At 51.7% G+C, this 20,489-nt stretch carries 20 protein-coding genes; 7 read left to right on the plus strand and 13 right to left on the minus strand.

Annotated elements, in window-relative coordinates:
• Window positions 1-3: 3 nt before the first annotated feature.
• From GZZ87_RS02030 to GZZ87_RS02085, 12 genes are all read right to left on the minus strand, one after another.
• Complete coding sequence (locus tag GZZ87_RS02030; protein WP_162024708.1) at window positions 4-612, minus strand: methionine biosynthesis protein MetW; 609 nt, start codon at window positions 610-612, stop codon at window positions 4-6.
• A gap of 8 nt (window positions 613-620) precedes the next feature.
• Window positions 621-1,760 (minus strand): homoserine O-acetyltransferase, encoded by a 1,140-nt coding sequence (locus tag GZZ87_RS02035; protein WP_162024707.1) that lies wholly within the window; start codon window positions 1,758-1,760, stop codon window positions 621-623.
• A 66-nt stretch (window positions 1,761-1,826) separates the two neighbouring features.
• Window positions 1,827-2,777 carry a ribose-phosphate pyrophosphokinase gene (locus tag GZZ87_RS02040; RefSeq protein WP_162024706.1) on the minus strand — a complete coding sequence of 317 codons (951 nt, stop codon included), beginning with the start codon at window positions 2,775-2,777 and terminating at the stop codon, window positions 1,827-1,829.
• A gap of 5 nt (window positions 2,778-2,782) precedes the next feature.
• Window positions 2,783-3,841: a UDP-3-O-(3-hydroxymyristoyl)glucosamine N-acyltransferase gene (gene lpxD / locus GZZ87_RS02045; RefSeq protein ID WP_162024704.1), complete on the minus strand. Its 1,059-nt coding sequence runs from the start codon at window positions 3,839-3,841 to the stop codon at window positions 2,783-2,785.
• A gap of 71 nt (window positions 3,842-3,912) precedes the next feature.
• On the minus strand, window positions 3,913-4,455 hold the full coding sequence (locus GZZ87_RS02050) for an OmpH family outer membrane protein (RefSeq protein WP_162024703.1): 543 nt from the start codon (window positions 4,453-4,455) through the stop codon (window positions 3,913-3,915).
• Between the two features lie 41 nt (window positions 4,456-4,496).
• Window positions 4,497-6,824, minus strand: a complete 2,328-nt coding sequence (gene bamA / locus GZZ87_RS02055; RefSeq protein WP_162024702.1) for an outer membrane protein assembly factor BamA — start codon at window positions 6,822-6,824, stop codon at window positions 4,497-4,499.
• A gap of 30 nt (window positions 6,825-6,854) precedes the next feature.
• On the minus strand, window positions 6,855-8,300 hold the full coding sequence (gene dnaB / locus GZZ87_RS02060) for a replicative DNA helicase (RefSeq protein ID WP_162024701.1): 1,446 nt from the start codon (window positions 8,298-8,300) through the stop codon (window positions 6,855-6,857).
• 37 nt (window positions 8,301-8,337) lie between these two features.
• Window positions 8,338-8,841 carry a 50S ribosomal protein L9 gene (gene rplI / locus GZZ87_RS02065; protein ID WP_162024700.1) on the minus strand — a complete coding sequence of 168 codons (504 nt, stop codon included), beginning with the start codon at window positions 8,839-8,841 and terminating at the stop codon, window positions 8,338-8,340.
• 46 nt (window positions 8,842-8,887) lie between these two features.
• Window positions 8,888-9,373, minus strand: a complete 486-nt coding sequence (gene ssb / locus GZZ87_RS02070; RefSeq protein WP_162024699.1) for a single-stranded DNA-binding protein — start codon at window positions 9,371-9,373, stop codon at window positions 8,888-8,890.
• A 42-nt stretch (window positions 9,374-9,415) separates the two neighbouring features.
• Window positions 9,416-9,715 (minus strand): 30S ribosomal protein S6, encoded by a 300-nt coding sequence (locus GZZ87_RS02075; RefSeq protein WP_162024697.1) that lies wholly within the window; start codon window positions 9,713-9,715, stop codon window positions 9,416-9,418.
• 1 nt (window position 9,716) lies between these two features.
• Window positions 9,717-10,298, minus strand: a complete 582-nt coding sequence (gene pth / locus GZZ87_RS02080; protein ID WP_162024696.1) for an aminoacyl-tRNA hydrolase — start codon at window positions 10,296-10,298, stop codon at window positions 9,717-9,719.
• 47 nt (window positions 10,299-10,345) lie between these two features.
• Window positions 10,346-10,999 (minus strand): 50S ribosomal protein L25, encoded by a 654-nt coding sequence (locus GZZ87_RS02085; RefSeq protein WP_162024695.1) that lies wholly within the window; start codon window positions 10,997-10,999, stop codon window positions 10,346-10,348.
• A 208-nt stretch (window positions 11,000-11,207) separates the two neighbouring features.
• Here GZZ87_RS02085 and nspC point away from each other — a divergent pair, with 208 nt between their 5' ends.
• From nspC to corA, 7 genes are all read left to right on the plus strand, one after another.
• Window positions 11,208-12,416: a carboxynorspermidine decarboxylase gene (gene nspC, locus GZZ87_RS02090; protein WP_162024694.1), complete on the plus strand. Its 1,209-nt coding sequence runs from the start codon at window positions 11,208-11,210 to the stop codon at window positions 12,414-12,416.
• Window positions 12,417-12,609: 193 nt separating this feature from the next.
• Entirely contained in the window at window positions 12,610-13,749 is a 1,140-nt protein-coding gene (locus tag GZZ87_RS02095) for an ATP-binding protein (protein WP_162024693.1), read from the plus strand.
• Window positions 13,750-13,853: 104 nt separating this feature from the next.
• Window positions 13,854-14,906 carry a dTDP-glucose 4,6-dehydratase gene (gene rfbB / locus GZZ87_RS02100; protein ID WP_162024692.1) on the plus strand — a complete coding sequence of 351 codons (1,053 nt, stop codon included), beginning with the start codon at window positions 13,854-13,856 and terminating at the stop codon, window positions 14,904-14,906.
• Between the two features lie 445 nt (window positions 14,907-15,351).
• Complete coding sequence (thrS, locus tag GZZ87_RS02105) at window positions 15,352-17,193, plus strand: threonine--tRNA ligase (protein WP_162024690.1); 1,842 nt, start codon at window positions 15,352-15,354, stop codon at window positions 17,191-17,193.
• 79 nt (window positions 17,194-17,272) lie between these two features.
• Window positions 17,273-17,512 (plus strand): nitroreductase family protein, encoded by a 240-nt coding sequence (locus GZZ87_RS02110; RefSeq protein WP_162024795.1) that lies wholly within the window; start codon window positions 17,273-17,275, stop codon window positions 17,510-17,512.
• A gap of 81 nt (window positions 17,513-17,593) precedes the next feature.
• A complete protein-coding gene (locus GZZ87_RS02115; RefSeq protein WP_162024689.1) occupies window positions 17,594-17,884 on the plus strand; it encodes a YhbY family RNA-binding protein in 291 nt (96 codons plus the stop codon).
• A 36-nt stretch (window positions 17,885-17,920) separates the two neighbouring features.
• Complete coding sequence (corA, locus tag GZZ87_RS02120; protein ID WP_162024688.1) at window positions 17,921-19,117, plus strand: magnesium/cobalt transporter CorA; 1,197 nt, start codon at window positions 17,921-17,923, stop codon at window positions 19,115-19,117.
• 3 nt (window positions 19,118-19,120) lie between these two features.
• Here the strand turns inward: corA and GZZ87_RS02125 are convergent, their stop codons facing one another.
• Window positions 19,121-20,455 (minus strand): endo-1,4-beta-xylanase, encoded by a 1,335-nt coding sequence (locus GZZ87_RS02125; protein WP_162024686.1) that lies wholly within the window; start codon window positions 20,453-20,455, stop codon window positions 19,121-19,123.
• Window positions 20,456-20,489: the final 34 nt, after the last annotated feature.

Below are 20,489 nucleotides of genomic sequence, written 5' to 3' on the forward strand. Positions count from 1 at the left end.
TGACTACTTCTTCGATAGGTCGTAGATCGCATAGCCAGCAAAAAGGTTAGGCAGAACCTTACACTCTCCACTCCAATCACCTGAGAGATACGCTCGGTTCTCGATTTTTATCTGACGTGCAGCACAAAATGCATCAAACTCAGCGACAGAAAAAGGATTCGCTCTAAGCGTCTCATACCACGGGCGCGGATACACTTCGTTAATCGTGCGTTGCCCCTTCACGAGGAAGTTGAGGCGATTCAGCCAAAAACCGTGATTCACAAATCCTACTGTCACTCGCTTACCGACACGCAGGCCTTCTGCTAAGATGGCATCTGGATCATCGAGCAACTCTACCGAGCGACTAAAGATGACGCGATCAAAGGCATTGTCACCAAACGTCGCGAGCAATGACCTCACATCGCCGTGATACGCAGGCACGCCGCGCTTCACGCAACTAAGAATACGCTCGAAATTGATATCTACGCCAACCCCATACACAGATTTCTTCTGCTTTAAATACTCCAAGAGCACCCCGCGCCCACAGCCAAGATCCAGCACGCTATCGCCCTCACTCACCCATTGGGCGATGACCTGAAAATCAACTTGGCGTCGCTTGTTTTTATGAATCATAGCGTCAATTACCGGTCCAGAAAGGTTCGGATCAAGTCATAGAGTTCTGGTGAGCGCACGAGGAACGAGTCGTGCCCAAAATCCATCTCTAGTTCTGCATAGGTCGCATCTTTGCCTAAGCGTAAAAGCGCTTCAGCGACTTCACGGTTTCCTTGCGGCGGATACAACCAATCGGAAGTGAAACCAACAACAAGCCCTGGAGCCGAAACTGCAGACAGCGTGTCATCCAGCGACACTGGACTGTGCAGATCAAAGCGATCGAGCGCCTTAGTTAAATACAAATAGGTATTTGCATCGAAACGACCCACAAAGCTTTGCCCTTGATAGCGCAGATAGCTCTCTACCTCAAATTCGACGTCAAAGTGCTCACGCCCCCCATCCAAAGTGCGCCGCTTACGGCCAAATTTGGCCTCCATCCCAGCGTCTGAGAGGTAAGTAATATGCGCCATCATTCGCGCGACTGATAGGCCATGCCCAGGCGGTTGATCGGGATCATAGTTCCCCTCATCCCAAACTGGATCACAAATAATCGCTTGGCGACCCGTATCATTGAACGCAATCGCCTGCGCATTGTGCCGCGCACAGCAAGCCATTGCGATATAACGCCCCACACGATCTGGAAAATCAATCGCCCATTGTAGCGTTTGCATCCCTCCCATACTGCCACCAACGACAGCATGCAGTCGGTCGATCCCCAAAGAGTCCAGTAATACACTCTGCGCTTTAACCATGTCACGCACAGTCAGCTTGGGAAAGTCCAAGCGATAACGTTCACCCGTCTCAGGGTTGACCGAATACGGCCCTGACGAACCAGAGCAGCCCCCCAAGGAGTTCGAGCATATCACATAATAGCGCGACGTATCAATCGGCTTGCCTGGGCCGACCACAAAGTTCCACCAGCCCGATTTGCGCTCATCCATACTATGCACACCCGCACAGTGATGATTACCACTCAGCGCGTGGCAGATGAGTATTGCATTATCCTTCGCGTCATTAAGGTGCCCGTAGGTCTCATAACGCAGCGTCAGTTCAGGAATCGTCCCGCCCGATTCGAAGCGAAACGGTTCACGGGAAACGAAATCTTGATACTCAACTAAGCCGACATCCCCCTCTTCTGGGGAATGCGGTGCTGGTTCGGAATCATTCATTACTTAATAGTGAAATAGTATGCCTCCGACAAGAGGACGCAGCGAAACGCGCGTCAAGCAAACGGACTAGTATCCTTTGATCTCAAAGAGACCAGTGACACTGGCGTTATCATGAATACGCTTAATACCTTCGCCCAGTAGCGCTGCGACACTGAGCACAGTAATCGGCACCCCTTCACGCTGCTCCACAGGAGTCGTGTCTGTTGTGATCAACCGATCCAGCAAGCCATTGGAAATACGCTCGTAGCCCATATCGTTCAAGACACCGTGACTCACGGCAGCCATGACACTCTTGGCACCATTCTTTTTAAGCAATTCCGCAGCAGCGCAGAGCGTGCCTGCAGTCTCGGTCATATCATCAATCAATAGGATATCTCGACCTTCAACATCTCCCACGAGTGAAACAGCCTCAACCGTTTCGGCTGAAGTGCGTCGCTTCGCGATAAATCCGAGCGGCACGTCCAACATGCTCGCATACGCAGACGCCATCTTCATGCCACCGACATCAGGAGAGAAGAGCGATAAGTTAGTCGTGTCGATATCCTTCAGGTATTCGAACAAAACCGGCGAAGCATAGAGATGATCGACTGGAATATCGAAGAAACCTTGAATCTGCTGTGCGTGCAAATCGACGGTCAATACACGCGTCGCCCCCGCAGAAACCAACAAATTGGCTACCAGCTTTGAGGTAATCGGCACACGTGGCTGATCCTTACGATCTTGGCGTGCATACCCATAAAACGGGATCACAGCAGTAATGCTTCTCGCCGAAGCGCGACGCGCCGCATCGATCATGATGAATAGCTCCATCAAATACTGATTTGCCGGATTACAGGTCGACTGAATGATGAAAATATCCGCACCGCGAATATTCTCATTAATACGAACAAAGCTCTCTCCATCTGGAAAACTAATCACCGTGGCATCCCCAAGAGGAACATCCAGATAATTACAGATATCTTTCGCTAATTTCGGGTTGGAATTCCCGCAGAAAATTTTCAGTGAGCTTTCTTTCATATCAATTATTTTGTTGTGTCACGTTCAGCCAAAGACTCGACACTTTTCTCTAATTTATCGAATCTTTTAAACAGATCCGGAAGACGCCGCTGTAAAACAGCAATGCGGTTAAAAAGCATAATAGGCTCTGCAGTCGGCCCACGCACCTGTTCTTTAGGTTTCAATGAACGTGCAATTCCAGTCTTACCCGCAGCGACGACGCCAGCTCCGATCGTCAAATGCCCGGCAACGCCGACTTGGCCTGCCAGCACAACACCATCCTCCAGCACTGTGCTGCCGCTGATACCGACTTGAGCAATGATCAAGCAATGCCTGCCGATCCGCACATTATGGGCGATCTGCACCTGATTATCGACTTTAGTCCCAGTGCCGATGACCGTGGACCCGAAACGAGCCCGATCAATCGAAGTATTCGAACCAATATCGACATCCGCTTCTGTCACGACATTGCCAATCTGAGGAATACGTTGATGTCCTCCGTCGCGGAACTCGTAACCATAGCCATCAGAGCCGATGACACAACTGGAGTGAAGCCGGTTTCGAGGACCGACGACACAATAATCACCGACAACGACGTGCGGATAAATATACGACTCATCCCCCACCTTCGCATATTTACCGATGCTAACATGCGACTCGAGCACTGCTGCCCCCACCACCGCACCTTTGCCAATATAGCAAAACGGTCCAATCGTCGCAGACGGCGAGATCACTGCGCCCTCATCCACAAAGGCAGTCGAATGCACGCCCGGCTCAGGAGCCGGCTGCAAGCTTTTCTCCATATCGCGGCAGAGCAAGGCGAGCGCATACGAAGGGCTATCCACTTTGATGTGTAGCTGTCCAGCCTTAGGGGCTTCTGCATACTCACGCGGTAAGAGCAACACAGATGCCTGCGATGCGGCCACAGTATCACGATACTTTGCATTCCCTAAAAAGGAGAGATCCCCCTCGACCGCCTCGGAGAGAGACGCGATGCCGAGGATATTACCTTGGAATTGACCGGAGCATTCTGCGTCGTCGCCGACGATTTCCAAGATACGTTGAATGGTGTAAACAAATGCCATACAAAAGAGAGAACAAAAAACCCTGTCCTAAGCGAGAACAGGGTTTTTGAAATTTGAAATTATTAACGAACTTATTTAGCCGCATTCAAAACTGCGATCACAGCGTCGGAGATCTCAAGATCATCCGAAGCGTAGACCACTGCATTAATTGGCACGACCAAATCGATGCCCTTGTCTTGAGCAACCTGCTTGACTGCTTCGACTGCTTTGGCTTGTAGCGGAGCGAGCTCTTGTTGCTGGCCTTGCTGAGCGAGTTGCTGTGCTTGTTGGCGGAACTGGTTGAGCTCGACTTGAGCGGCTTGAAGCTGAGATTGGAGACCAGCGACTTCTGCAGCAGCTTCAGCCTTTGCTTCATCACCTAGAGCAGGATTCTTAACCTTCGCCTCTGCCTCACGGCCAGTTGTAACGATCGCTTGGATGTTTTCCTGCATCCTCTTCATTTCCTCTTCTACTGGGGCGACGGACCCTTTGACCTTCTCAACAGCAGTCTGGAAAGCAGTGTAGTCGTTCAAGATACGCTGAACATTGACAGTCGCAACGACTGGAGTCTTCTGGCCGAATAGACCGACCGCGCAGAAAACAGAAGCAAGAAAGAGAATAGTTATTTTTTTCATAGTTATTAATTGAGGATTATGATTTGAGAATGCAAGCAACACTAGAAGCGTGTGCCAAACGAAAAGTTAAACTGAGCCCCATTATCATCCGCATCATCAGGCACTGTAATAGGGAAACCAAGGTCAAGCTTCAGCGGAGAGCCCATTAGGATAATACGCGCGCCGATCCCCCAATTAGATGCATAGTCTGAAGGACTAAAATCATAATCAGATTCGTTAACAAAACCACAGTCATAGAAAGCAACGAGCCCTAAAGGTTCCGCAAGTCGCCAACCATATTCGAAAGAAAGCATGCCGTAAGTATCACCACCGACCGATTCACTCGAATCTTCCTCATCCCGTGGGCTAACATCACGATACTCGAAACCACGCAAACTATCCGGACCGCCCAGGTAGAATCGGTCATAAAATGGGACATCATCACTATCGCCGTATGGCGAAGCGGTGCCGACACGCCCGATAATTGACAGCGTCTGATCATACAGATCAAAGGTCGGAAAGAATTGAGCAGAGCGCGCCTCAAGCTTTAGATAATGCACATCACCGCCCACACCAGCGAGGTTCGCAGAGAGCGTCGTCCGATTACCATTGCGTGTGAACATCAGCGAATCGCGAGAATCACGAAGTAATGTCAGGCCCACGGAAGACACATATTCATCTCCCTCGGCCTCACGATAGGTCTTCACATCATCATCCACATCAAAAATATCGACCAACTCCAAACGGTAACTGACACGCGCTTCAACCAACTCAAAGAGTCGACGACGCAGATACAGCTCAAAACCAGTGCGGAGCTCATTATAATCACTACTATTGTAGTCCGACTCCGTGCGGAATATCTCGACCCCAAAGGCCAAACGCTGCTCGAATAACCAAGGCTCCTCGAATGCGATCAAGACTTCATTACTCGTCGTGCCCAACGATGCGCGGAAACGGAACTTCTGGCCAGCACCACGAAAACCAGAGCGCCAGTTAAAGAGGTCGAAATTACCTTGAGTCAGCTCGAAGTAAACGACCGCACTCTCAACGGAACCAAAACCAGCACCAAAAGTGAAGTTACCCGTGCGACCTTCGCTGACAGTCACACTTAAATCACGACGACCAGGAATATTGGTGGCCTCCGGATTCATGCGCACATCACCAAAATAACGCGTATTGCGCAAACGGTTCTCACTGGTCTCCATACGCTTAAGGTCAAACACGTCACCTGGGCGAAGCGCCAATTCACGAATGATCACCCGTGTCTTCGTAATCGTGTTGCCTTCGACCTTAATCGATTCGACATAAAACTTCTCGCTCTCCCGCACTCGGAACACGACATCAATCGCACGTGTAGCCATATTCGGCACACGTTCGGCACGCACACCTGCATCTAAATAACCACGCGAAGTATAATATTCGCGAACAGCAGTCGCAGCCTGATCGACTTTCTCAGGAGAAAATGGATCGCCGGACTCAACCTCAACCGCTCCAATTAGCTCCCCTTCAGTAAAAATCGTGGCATTCTCAATCGACATCTCACCGACGGTATAGCGCTCCCCTTCCGTCAAACGAATCGTGATGTAAAGATCCTGATCGGTCTTAAAGTCTAGGATCACATCATCCGCATCCACAACCACATCCAAATAACCCTGATTGCGATAATACGTGCGGAGCAGCTCTAGATCTTCCTTAAATTTAACTTCATCAAAACGACCAGAGCCAGTCAACCACGACAACCAACCTCTCTTTTTAGTCTCCAGGACCTTCGCAAGTTTCTTACTTTCGATTGAATCGTTCCCCTCAAACCCCAGCCCCTTGATCTTAACATTCGTGCCCTCATCAATATCAAACAGCACAACTGCAAAGCCAGTGTCTTCATCCCGCCGGATACGGTAATCCACTTTTACATCAGGATACCCCTTCTTTACGTAGTAAGCTTGGATTTTGTCAGCAGCCTCGCTGACTTGATACTCATCCAGCGGCACACCTGCCTCCAACTCACCTTTCGAGGACAAACGCCCTTCCTTGTATTTGTTATTTCCGGAATACGTAATGCGCTCAATGGTATACTTAGGAATCACCTCAAAGATCACATCCACCGAACCGTCATCTGAATTCTCGACCTTCACCTCGACAAACTCAAAGTGTCCGGTGCCATACAGTGTGCGAATCGACTGATCGACCAACGCTGTGTTATAGTTCATGCCGCTGCGCAATTGCACATTGCTGAACACGAACTCCTCACTCACTGACTTGAAGCCGTCGAACTCGACACGCACTTCATTTACCTTCGGGTATTCCTGAGAATCCTGAGCGGATAAAATAGTCAGATTGGCAATGGCTGCGAGGCAGATCACTGCACGCAGGAAAGTCTTAATAAATCGCATTTCTATGTATCTCTAAGTGTTCGCGAACGGCTAGCGATGAAAATTTTCATAGCGTGTATAACGTCGCACAAATGTTAAATCAATGTCGCCAATCGGACCATTACGTTGCTTCGCAATGATCAATTTAATATGCTCCACATCACCAGGCATCGCCCCGTCTTGCACGCCCTCATCATCATCGCTCTTCTTTGGACGATGCAGCAGCAACACCACGTCGGCATCCTGCTCGATCGAACCGGACTCACGAAGATCAGAGATGCGCGGATCGCGATTCTCTTTCTCTGACTCACGATTCAGCTGACTAAGCACGACCACAGGAATACTCAGCTCCTTCGCCATGCCTTTCATACCACGGGAAATATCGGCAATCTGCTGCTCACGCGGCACGCGTGGATCAGCGCCACGAATCAGCTGTAAATAATCGACCACCACGAGACCGAGCTTACTCTTAGTGTGCAGACGACGCGCTTTTGCACGAATATCTAAAATAGTTGAGCTAGAATTATCATCGATCCACAGCGGCGACTGCTTCAGCTCTTTGGCCGTAGTCACGATGTCCGACATATCCTGCTTCGAAGCAACACGGTCGCGAATACGCTTCATATCGACCCGCGAACGGCAGCAAATCAAACGCATCGCCAAGTCTTCGGAGGTCATTTCCAAACTGAACACCAGCACGCCTGCAGGCTTACGCCCCTCCGCTGGCAGCATTGCGTGCTCCGCAAAATTCATCGCCAATGAGGTCTTACCCACCGATGGACGGGCCGCCAACACGATCATTTGACCTGGATGGAAGCCATACGTCATGCCATCCAAATCGCGAAAACCAGATAGCACGCCGTCAATATCATCCTTACCACTTAACAGGGCTTGGATATTACTCACCGCGCCATCAACCGCCTCGCGGATCGGCGTGGCACCCTCAGTGACACGGCCACTACTAATATCGAAGATGTCCTGCTCAATCTTTTCGATGAACGTGGACATATCCTCCTGCTGTTCATAGCAGGCCTCGATCGTCTCGCGTGAGGTGCGAATCAAGCGGCGTAGCAAATACTTCTCGTGAACAATACGGGTAAAGTAGCGCGCGTGAGCTGGCGTCTCGATTCGGTTCTGAATCGCATAGATCGCAGCAATGCCGCCGACTTCTTCTTCCATCCCGTTCTTACGGAGATAGTCCAAAAGCAAGATTTCGTCGATCGGATCACCCGTTTCATACAACGCTAGAAGCGCACGAAAGAGCTCTTGGTGAGATGTCTTAAAGAAATAATCTGGTGTAAGCTTTGCTTCAATACACTCAGTCAGAATTTCGCGACCACCATCAATCAGACAGGCAGCCAGCAGGCCTTCCTCGGCCTCAACATTATGCGGCTGCACACGGATCTCATCAGGTGAGTTTTCCGGGCTCCGAGCATCACGAAACTTACGGCCGCCTTTGTTGCGACCGTAAGAGGAATTCGTTGATTCAGGCGGCATGGAACGAACTATTGTCTAATCGACCGCGCTGAGTGGCTTAATCTTCGTCTTCGTCAGAAGCGTCTTCAACAACGGCTTCTTCGATCGGATTTTCAGATACCACTTCGAACTTCAGTTCTACTTCAACATCAGCATGTAGCTTGATGCCAGCAGTGTGCGAACCGAGTTCCTTGATTGGCTGAGCCAAACCGAGTTGCTTCTTAGCAAGCTCGATACCCTCTTCCTTGAGGCGCTCGATCAAATCGTTGGCAGTGACAGCGCCAAACATCTTGCCGCCTTCGCCAGTCTTCACTGCGATTGCGATGCTGGTCTTTTCGATTTGCTCGCCCAATGTGCGTGCTGTTTCGAATTCTTTCTGCTCACGTGCTTCACGTGCCTTGAGAAGCGCTTCAACATGCTTCTTGTTTGCCTGAGTGATAGGCAAAGCTTGCTTGCGTGGAAGCAGGAAGTTGCGTGCATAACCTGCACGCACTGTTACTGTGTCACCCTCGGCGCCGAGGCCTTTGATGGGTTGAAGGAGGAGAACTTGAGAGTTAGCCATGATACGTTTAATTTAAACTGTTATAAAGAGGAGAAATGATACTTTTTTAAAACGGAACGTCCTCATCGAGTGTGTCGTTATCGTTTGAGAAATTTGCCGCTGGCGCAGCAGGTGTTGCCGGAGCAGCTGGCGCAGAGGGAGCCGAACGCGCCGGAGGCGAGCTCTTTTCGTAACCACCGCCAGTATTGCCACCGTCATTGTCTTCGCGACTGCCGAGGAACTGGAAGTTCTCGAGCACGACACTCAACTTACTGCGCTTTTGGCCATCAGATTCCCACTGATCGAGCTTCAAGCGGCCTTCGACCATGATCGGACGCCCCTTACGCATGTATTTATTGATCACCTCGGCCTGCTTACCAAACGCGTCGATATCGACGAACGTTGTTTCTTCGCGGCGCTCTCCATCTTTAGTGGAGTAAACACGCGAAGTCGCGAGACCGAGCTTACAGATCGAATTACCATTAGGCGTCACACGCAACTCAGGGTCGCGGGTCAAGTTTCCCATGAGGATGACTTTATTAAATGAGGCCATGGCGTTTCAGTTGTAAGGAGAGAGACCGACGCAGAAGTCAGATTAGACTGACTGAACGAAGATGCGGTTGACGCGTTTGTCGAGACGAAGCTTTTCTTGAAGCTCTGCAGGCACTGTTCCAGGACCGTCGAAGTAAACTTCGAGGATATGGCCCTGAGTGTAGCGGCGGTCAGCAGCACGCGCGAATTCGCGCATACCGAGATCTTCGCTCTCAGTTACCGTGCCACCGAGTGACGCGAGAATTTCAGTCAAGTCAGCTAGAACTTTAGCGGAATCGTCTTCGGATTCGCGTAGGTCTAGGATGAAAGTAGTTTTGTAGTTGTTTGTAGTCGTTGCGCTCATGCTAGTGTGCCGTGCGTTGGTTGATGAAGTTCATGGCGTGCTCAGGCTCCTTGTCAATAATGAGCTGAAAATGCTCAAGATAGGCGGGAATCCGATCTGCCAAAAGTTTTTGCTCGTCCTTCGAAAATTTGCTTAGGACGTAATCTGCGAGGTCCATCTCTTTGTGTGGTTTCGCACCGACTCCGATACGATAGCGAAGAAAACCCGGCCCAATCTGCGCGAGCAAATCAGTAATCCCGTTGTGACCACCAGCACTACCACCGGCGCTGAGCTTGGGCCTGCCAAGTTCAAGGGTGATGTCGTCATATACGGCGACAAGTGATGAGGTCGGGAGTTTCCGATAGCGCAAAATCGCACCTAACGAGCGTCCGCTGGCATTCATGAAGGTTTGAGGCTTCACCAGGAGGAGCTTGCGCTCCTCATAGGACACAGTCGCGATTTCAGCTTCGAAACGAGCTTCCGTCTTCCACACGGCACCCAGCTTTGCTGCTAGTTTATCAACTAGAACAAAGCCGACATTGTGCCGAGTGTTGCGGTATTTTGACCCCGGGTTTCCGAGGCCGGCAATGACCGCTATGGACATTTTGGAAAGAACAAAGAGAGAATCGAAAACGCTTCTCTCGAAAAAAATTACTCAGCGTCGTCAGCAGACACCTTCGAAGCAGGAACTTCGTCAGCAGCAACTGCTTCAGCAGCATCCTCAGCAGCAGTCGTAACTGCAACAGTCGGAGCTTGGATCGATACGATCACTTGGATTGGGTTGCCTAGGTATTCAACACCTTCAATGACAGGAAGCTCACTGATGTGAAGCGCATCACCAACACCAAGATCCTTAACGTCCACTTCGACGTGATCAGGAAGCTTAGATGGACGGCAACGAATTTCAACTTCGTGCGTCTTGTGATCAACAATACCACCTTCAAGGCGAACACCAGCAGCCTCAGACGCGTTGATCAAGTGCACAGGCACGTGAGCAATAAAGCTTTCACCACGAGCAACTTCTAGGAAGTCGATATGGTTAATGCAGTTCTTAAATGTGTCGCGCTGAACATCTTGGATATTAACGAGAGCAGTCTCACCCTTCTCATCGACTAATTCGATCAGAGCAGCACCGCCGCCGATCGAGCGTTTGAGATCACGATACTCCACAACGGAGAGCGAAATCGAGCGTGAGTTTCCTTTACTGTATACACAGGCAGGAATGTTACCTTCCGCGCGGAGGCGGCGAGCGACGCCACGACCGGTATTTTCACGGCTTAAGATGTTTAGTTTGAACTGTTTCATTGTCTAAAAATGTGATGAAATGCGCCCCCAGCATGGAGGCTCTTGTTATTAGAAAACCGCGCACAATAAAATAGGGGTTCCAAAAAGCAACCTAAAGTTTCGGCATTTTTCAAAAGACGCCAAACACCCCGACATCATTTGATCTAGGGATATAAAAACAGCTCGCAAAGAAGCCCCAAGCAGCCTTTTTACAATCACTAAACGACATATGGCTCAAGATCCGACACCTCCCTTGACTCCCGAACGCCTCGCCGCGCTTCGGGCCATTCCATTTGAGAAAGCACCTTCTCCTTCCTACATTGTGCACCTCGACCGCCTAGAGGAGAACTGCCAGCTGCTCAAATCTGTCGCCGAACGCTCAGGCGCAAAAATCCTGCTGGCTCTCAAAGGGTTCGCTTGCCACAGCACCTTCCCACTCATTAAGCGCTACCTCAGCGGCACCACTTCCAGCGGACTGCATGAAGCACTACTCGCCCACGAGCTCTTCGGCAAAGAAATCCACGTCTACTCCGCAGCCTACAAAGACACCGAACTCATACACCTGAGCCGGTTCGCGCACAGCCTCGTATTTAACTCTGCCCAGCAGCTCTCCCGAGGGATCGAACAACTCCCACCCGCCAATCGCCCCGAACTAGGCTTGCGCGTCAACCCCGAATACTCCGAAGTCGACACCGAGCTCTACGACCCCTGCTCCCCCGCGTCCCGACTCGGCACCACGCGCGCTGCACTAGACCACGCACTTTCTAAACTCCCTGGCAATCCACTCGAACAACTCGACGGCCTACACTTCCACGCACTCTGCGAGCAAGACGCCGACGCGCTCGAACACACTGCCGACGCCTTCGAAGAAAAATTCGGCGACCTCATCCCTGGCCTCAAATGGCTCAACTTCGGCGGGGGACACCACATCACCCGCCCAGGCTACGACATTGATCGCCTCTGCTGCACCGTCCAACGCTTCCGTGAGCGCTACGGCGTTGACGTTTATCTAGAGCCAGGCGAAGCGGTAGCGCTCCATACCGGCGTGCTGGTTGTCACGGTGCTCGACCTCATTGAAGCTGGCGGCCACCAAATAGCCATTCTCGACACTTCAGCGACCTGCCATATGCCAGACGTGCTGGAGATGCCCTATCGCCCGAACATCCTCGACGCAGCAGAACCAAGCGAGCTCCCCCACACCTATCGACTCGGCGGCATGTCTTGCCTCGCCGGCGACGTGATCGGCGACTACTCGTTTGCCGAGCCACTACAAATCGGGCAGCGCATAGTCTTCCTAGACATGTCACACTATACGATGGTCAAAAACTCGACTTTCAACGGCGTGCCACTCCCCGCCATCAGTTTATTCAGCGAACACTCCGGCCTTCAGGTAGCCCGAAAGTTCGGCTACGAAGACTACCGCAACCGCCTTTCATAAAACTACACCATAAGAGCATTGAATATGACAGCCAAGCCACTAGAGTTGATTCGAATTTAATGAAACAACTTACCACAACCAGTATATTACTAGGCATCGTGCTACTTATTCTGGCAATCGCGTCCACCGTTTTAGTGTTCAACCTCCGCTCCCAACAGCCCACTGCCACTCAGCCCACCATCGAGTCTCCCAAATGAAACTGTCGGAACATCCCTTCATCCAAAGTATCTCTGCAGATCGGCGCGATACCATCCTCAGCGAAGTGGAAGTCCTGCATCTTCAGCCTGGTGACATCATCTTTCTCGAGAACAGCCCGCCCGACGCCCTATATGTCATCCTCGAAGGCATTGTATCCTTCACCAAGGAGAAGCCTGACCACTCAAATCAACACGTCAGCACTTCCGGCGAAGGCAGCTTCTTTGGCGAAGTCGGTGTATTCACTGGCGAAAAACGCGCACTGGATGCCAGCGCCCTTAGCAATTGCGTCGTCGGTCGCGTCCCAGAGGAAACAGTAAAAAAAATCATCGAGGACGCTGAGCCCGTCAAAAAAGTGCTCGAAAGCGTCATCGAACACCTAAGAAGCACGACCTCCCATTATATGGAGGAAGTCATGCGCAAGGAAAAGCTTTCGCTGGTCGGCACCATGATCTCGTCCATACTGCACGATTTCAAAAATCCGTTTTCTATTATTAGCCTCGGCTCACACATCATCCAACAACGCCACGGAGAGGCAGATCCGAAGACCGCAAAGATCTGCGGTAACATCGAGTCACAAATCCGCCGCATGGTCGATATGGCCAACGACCTAGCCGCCTTTGCACGAGGTGATGGTGAAATCGAGATTGCCCACGTATCAATGGAGCAACTCTTACATCACTTCAAAGAGCTAAACGCCCCGTTCTTTCAGGACGAGAGCGTGACGATTGAGATGAGCCCCAACAACGTCTCTCTAGAAGGCGACGCCAGCAAGCTCCTACGCGTCCTACAAAATTTAATCGCCAATGCAATCGATGCGATTCACCTGACCGATAAGCCAGGGAACATCGCAATCACCGCGATTGACAAAGGTCATACCATCTACCTGTCCATCGCCGACAACGGCCCAGGCATCCCTGAAGAGATACAAAGCCGGTTCTTCGAGCCATTCGTCACCTTTGGTAAAAGCGAAGGCACAGGACTAGGCACCGCAATTGCGCGCTCCATCATCGATGCGCACCATGGTAACATCATCTTCTCGACCAGCGCAAAAGGCACGACATTCACGATCCAACTACCCAAAGAATTCAAACCATCGAGCAGCAGCTCCCTGGATTCCAAGAAGTTAGCCCGCTAACTTAGAGGTGCACACTAGATGCATCGGCATCGTCGAACAGAGCCCCCCCAAAAACAGGGCAAAGGAACGCCTAGCCTACACAACTTTGATTCATCGTTTTATTTATGAACATTTTAGTCACAGGCGGCGCAGGATTTATCGGCAGTAATTTGATTCGGACGCTCATTCAAAACACCGAACACACCGTCCTCAACCTCGACGCACTCACCTACGCCGGGAACCGCCATTCTCTCAAAGACCTCGAGAGCCACCCACGCTATCAATTCAGCCACACCAATATCTGCGATGCACAGGCGATTGATCAAGTCTTCACCGACTACCAGCCCGACTGGATCATGCACCTCGCAGCCGAGAGCCATGTAGACCGATCCATTGATGGCCCAGATGCCTTCATACAAACCAACGTCGTAGGCACTTTGAATATGCTACAATCCGCGCGGCGCCGATACCACACCTTAAGTGGAGCTAAGAAAGCAGCCTTTCGCTTTCTCCACGTCTCCACCGACGAAGTATACGGCTCACTAGGGGCGAAAGGCTTATTCACTGAGACCACTCCCTACGATCCGCACTCTCCATACTCCGCAAGCAAAGCCGCATCGGACCATCTCGCCCGAGCATGGAGCGACACGTATCACTTACCTGTCATCGTCACAAATTGCTCTAACAACTATGGCCCCTTTCAGTTCCCCGAAAAACTCATCCCTGTCGTTCTCCTAAAAGCACTACGCGGCGAAGCGATCCCAATCTATGGCACTGGTGAAAATATCCGCGACTGGCTCTACGTAGGTGATCACGCGGACGCACTTCATACCGTAATAGCAAAGGGAGCCATCGGCGAGACTTACAATATCGGCGGTTACAATGAGCGGCAAAACATCGATTTAGTAAAATTACTGTGCGACCTACTCGACGAACTCAAACCACGAACAGACCGTCAACGCTATGCCGATCAAATCACATTTGTAGCAGATCGCCCCAGTCACGACCTGCGCTACGCAATCGACGCCTCGAAAATCAAGCGCGAGCTCGGCTGGACGCCCAAGCAGGATCACACCTCAGGCTTCCGGGCAACGGTTCAATGGTATCTCGACAACACGGCATGGACTGAGCAAATCCTAGACGGCAGCTACCAACTGGAGCGCCTCGGGAACAGCTAAATAAAGCGCAAACGAGACTCCCGCCACGCAAAGGGCCCCTCTTAGCGGACGGATCCTGCACACGCTTCGCGAACTAATTTACCGATTCAGCGCCCCGACGATCCCACGCAAGCCCCACAAATCCTTCATCCTAGATTCAGGAGTTAGAAGTTAGGAGTCAGACGGAGGTCTGCCGTAGATGGCGTAGCAAGTTAGTCCTGGCAATAAACCACTTACGAGAGTATTTGACGCCGCCTACCGAGCGCAGCGACACTTTATTATGCCCTCGGGTGCAACCGAAGGGCGAAGCCATTTGGCGAATCGGAGATTCTTCATAAAACACTGATATTTAGCTTCTGACTACTGTCTTCTGACTTCTAACGACTCTTTTAAGGTTCATAACTCAGGCCGAATCCAGCATTGACTCTCGAAGTTTCAACTTCTGACTCCTTTCACCTTAAATATTATGAAAGAAATGTCTCCACTCGAGGAACTCCGCCACTCCTGCTCGCACGTGCTCGCCACTGCTATTCTGCGTCTTTTCCCAAAGACGCAGCTCGATATTGGCCCTCCCACGGACAACGGTTTTTACTACGACATCGACCTCGACAAGAAGCTTGATGCAGCTGACCTCGAAGCCATCGAGGCCGAGATGAAGAAGGTGATCAAAGAGAACCAACGCTTCACCCGTATCGAATGCTCACGCGAAGATGCTATCGCGAAGATCAAAGAGATCGGCCAAGAAACCTACAAAATCGGCCGTCTCGACGACATCCCCGAAGGCGAGCAAGTCAGCTTCTATCAGAACGGTGAATTCATCGACCTCTGCGCCGGCCCACACGTTGGCTACACCAAAAAGATCAAAGCCTTTAAGCTACTCTCCATCGCAGGTGCGTATCACCGCGGCGACGAGAAGAACAAACAACTTCAACGCATTTACGGCACCGCTTTTCCAAGCAAAGTTGAGCTCACTGAATACCTAGAGCGCCTCGAGCAAGCCAAAGCACGCGACCACCGCAAGCTCGGCAAAGAGCTCAAGCTCTTCCACATCGACGAAGCTGTCGGCGCAGGGCTCACACTTTGGACGCCGAATGGTGCCGTCATCCGCCAAGAGCTACAGAACTTCATCTCCGAAGAGCTGCGTATGGCGGATTACGATCAGGTCTTTACGCCGCACATCGGCAAGCTCGGCCTCTACCGCACATCGGGTCACTTCCCTTATTACAAGGAGTCGCAGTTCCCGCCGATTGTCGATCCCGGCACAGTCGACCGTCTCGCGACTGAAGGTTGCTCCTGCAGCGATCTATCCAATCAGCTCGATTCGGGTGAAGTCGACGGCTACCTGCTCAAGCCGATGAACTGCCCGATGCACATCAAGATCTTCGACAGCCAGCCGCACTCCTACCGCGACCTGCCGGTGCGTCTTGCTGAGTTCGGCACCGTCTATCGCTGGGAGCAATCCGGCGAGCTCAACGGCCTCACTCGCGTCCGTGGCTTCACTCAAGATGATGCCCACCTATTCTGCACTGAGGATCAAATCAGCCAAGAAATCAAAGGCTGTCTCGATCTGGTCAAGCTCGTGTTCAACACGCTCGGCATGAGTGACTACCGCGTCCGAATCGGTCTACGTGATCCAGATGCCACTAAATATGTCGGCGATGCCGAAAAGTGGGACAAGGCCGAAGAGGCACTGCGCGACGCAGCGAAAACACTCGGCGTCGACTTCGTCGAAGAGCCAGGCGAAGCCGCTTTCTACGGCCCGAAGATCGACTTCGTGGTGAAGGACGTGATCGGCCGCGAATGGCAACTCGGCACCGTGCAGGTCGATTACAATCTACCAGAGCGTTTCGACCTCAACTACATCGGAGCCGACAACGAAAAGCACCGCCCCGTCATGCTGCACCGTGCGCCGTTTGGCTCAATGGAGCGCTTCTGTGGCGTGTTGATCGAGCACTTCGCTGGCAGCTTCCCGACATGGCTTGCTCCCGAGCAAGTTCGTATCTTGCCAATGAACGACGACCTCGTGCCGCAAGCACGCGAAATCGAGAAGCTCCTCAAGGCAGCGAAGATCCGTGTCACGGTCGACGCCATCGCCGACAAACTCGGCGCGAAGATCCGCAAGGTGCACGTCGACAAAGTGCCGAACTTCCTCGTTCTTGGAAAACAAGAAGCCGAGCAAGGTCTGGTCAAGGTCAACTCGCGCGCCAACAAATCGCTCGAAGGCCTCAAGACTCCAGCTGAGTTCGTGACCGAGCTCCTGCAGATCATCGCCAACAAGACGCTGCCCGACCCCAAAGAGGACGCGTAACGAGCCTGATAGTTTAACTATTCATCCAAGAACGCCTTCTACGTAGAAGGCGTTCTTTTTTTGTGATAGATACGCACCTATAAAAAAGCGCGCGTCGGTCGCGTTCAATGCGCCCATCGCCATCGAGCACATTGCCCTGCGTGCGCTAGACGTTGGACTCGGCACCTGCTGGATGCGCTTATTCAACGACCAGGCCGTGCGTGAGCTCTTCAACTGGGAGCCGCACATCTACCCCGTCGCACTCATCCCGGTTGGCACAGCCGACGAAACGCCGGCAGCGCGCAAACGACGCCCGCTGGATGAGTGGATCCTTGATTAAGCGAAAACAGGCGCGCGAAATTTTCATTTCTCTGACATTCGATGTTCGACGTTCGACGTTCGATGTTCAACGTTCCCTCGTATGGAAGACAGCACACCACTCTCAAGCGCCGAAAAGAAAGAACTACGCGGTATCGCGCAACGCCTCAAGCCACACGTTCATATCGGCAAACAAGGCCTGACACTCACAGTCCTGAACGAGATCGAGACCGCGTTGCTCAAGAACGGGCTCATCAAGCTTCGCTTCGAATGCGACCGTGCGACGATGAAGACCTACTGTGAAGAAATCGAAAAACTCCGCCAATGCGAATACGCCGGCGGCGTAGGCAAGACTGGTATTTTCTTCCGCGAGATGCCAGAAGAGGGAGAATAGGATTTCAAAATTACGCCTACTCACCGAATTCCCAGTATGAACCCCGCTCCTGATTCAAGCAATACCAACAAGAAGCGATCCACTGGGGCTAAAAAAAAGCGAAGCGCGGTCGGTTCCGCGATACGCGCATTAGGTCGTGGCTTGTCCCATGCGGGTAAAGCCATACACACGAAGCCGGTAAGACCCACTCCTGGCGGATCTCCTGGCATTGAGCAATACCTCCACAACGACACAAAAGAGGTTCCGTTCAAGATTACGACCGTCGATTATGGCAGGGACTTTCATGATGCTCGCTCCGACGTCTCACTGGAGCAGGCGTTAAACTCACCACGCAAAGAAGGCCAGCGAGTTCGCTGGATCAACATCGACGGACTGAATCCGCACGTCATCGATGTCGTCTGCAAACACTTTGGAGTGCACACGCTGGTGGCAGAAGACACGCTCAGCATCCACATGCGCCCTAAAATCGAAGTATTTAAGGACTATCTACAAATCGTCGCTCGCCAACACTACCACAAGCAAAACGAGCTAAAGAATGAGCAAGTGAGCATCTTTTTATTCAAAGATACACTGCTCTCATTCCAAGAACACGCCGGCGATGTCTTCGATCCAATCCGTAAGCGCTTGATGAACCACGACTCACGCTTTCGTTCGAATCAAGCCGACTATCTCTGCTACGCACTGCTCGATTCGATCGTCGACCATCTGTTCCCGATTCAAGAAAGCTACACCAATGACCTTGAGGAGCTCGAAGATCGGATTTTAGAAGCGCCCACTGCGGAGTGCCAACAATCACTCTTTTCGATGAAGCACGACCTATCGCGGCAACGCCGTGCCCTATGGGCCTTGCGCGAAGTCATTGACGGACTGTATCGCACAGAGTCGCCACTGATTGGACACGATTTAAAACCGTTCTTACGCGATGTGCAGGATCACACAATTCAGTTGATTGACCTTATCTCCAATGCGCGTGACACGGCAGCCAGCTTGGGAGATCTCTACCAAACCTCGGTCAGCAATAAGATGAATGAAATCATGAAGGTGCTGACGTTGATGTCTAGTTTCTTCATTCCGATGACGTTTCTCGCAGGGGTTTACGGTATGAATTTCAAATACATCCCGGAGTTAGACTGGAAATATTCGTATGCGACCTTCTGGCTGATCTGCTTAATCAGTTGCACTAGTCTATTGATTTTCTTCCGGCGTAAGGGCTGGATCGGCCAGAGACGCTAAGCGCTATAGGCGTATCACTTGCTGCAGATCCTCACTCAGCGTCAGTGGAATAACTTGCATGCCGCCCTCATTCTCGACGGTGATCTCATAGTCACCCCAAAAGCCCCGTAAGCCCACGCGACCGTCCTCATCGGTCGTCAACTGAGAGTCCGTATTCCAGCGTTGCTTCATCAAGTAGAGCCAGACCTTACCACGTAAATTCGGAGCACCCTGCTCATCTAAAATGTGACGTTCCGCCGCTTTCTCAAAACCAGACGGCATCAGTGTCCAAGCATAGATTCCGTTCACCGAAGGGTGGCTAAAATACACCGTCATGACTCGTTCGGTCATGATGGCTTTGTTCAACTCCCCCTCGACATTCGAACCGATCTCAAACTCGGTCGCAGTCATTGACAACCTAGAACCTGCCAACAAACAAAGGCGTTGATAGATCGTCTCAGGTGGCGTCATCGCATGAAAACGGCTCTGCAAGCCGAGCCCAGTCAGAGGGGCACCCTGTTTCAACAATTGAACGACCTCCTTCATATAGAGAACCATCTTTTTGGAGCGCACCTCAGGATCGGTATCAGAGATCACTCGATTCTCATTCAGATACAGCCCTGCATGGGGCTGCACGCAATTGGCTCGGGCGATGTTAAACCAGTCAATGTAAACTTCCTCTCCGAGCAATTTCGCGACATCAAAATTCCCGCGGGTTTCATTAATCACATCCCACTCGAACACATCCCACTTCGCCGCCCAATCCGCGACCTGCATTTCACACATCTGCTTCAGCGCCTGCTTATTCTGCTCTGAGGGATCCGCCTTGCAGCGTTTCACCAACACAGTCATTTCACGGCTCATATGGTCACGTCCTGGCCAGATCAAGCAATGCCCTCGAACCGGAATTTCATGCGCGCCAAACCACTCCAGCTGTTCGGGTATCAGATGCTCGTTGCCCTTTCGCAGCTTATACTTGAGCCCATTGTTAAATCCAGCGTGGTTGAACCCGAAATCTAAAAAAGTCTGTCGATATTGACCAGCTGAGAGCTCCCCCGTCCCCGCCGCCATTCTTTTGGCATTTACGATACCACCAAATTGAAAGGCGTGATTGACCAGCCTCACCCGCACGTGGGCGTTCGAAACTGGCCGACCCGACTTCAGCACAGTCAACTGTAGATCCGCCATACGATGCTGACGAATACGCTGATCGGCCTCTGCGCGCCACGGTTCGGCAGACTGCTGCACGGCAGAAACAATTGGCTCAATGCCAGTCAGATCAGCACCACTATAGCGATCCTCCGCGCTTAGCGACAGAGCGAGCAGACACAGAACGAACAGGCTAAAATATTGATTCATCCTCCGATACAACGCTCGAGTTAAACTGAACACT

The sequence above is a fragment of the Lentimonas sp. CC4 genome (assembly GCF_902728235.1).
Lineage (GTDB): Bacteria > Verrucomicrobiota > Verrucomicrobiia > Opitutales > Coraliomargaritaceae > Lentimonas.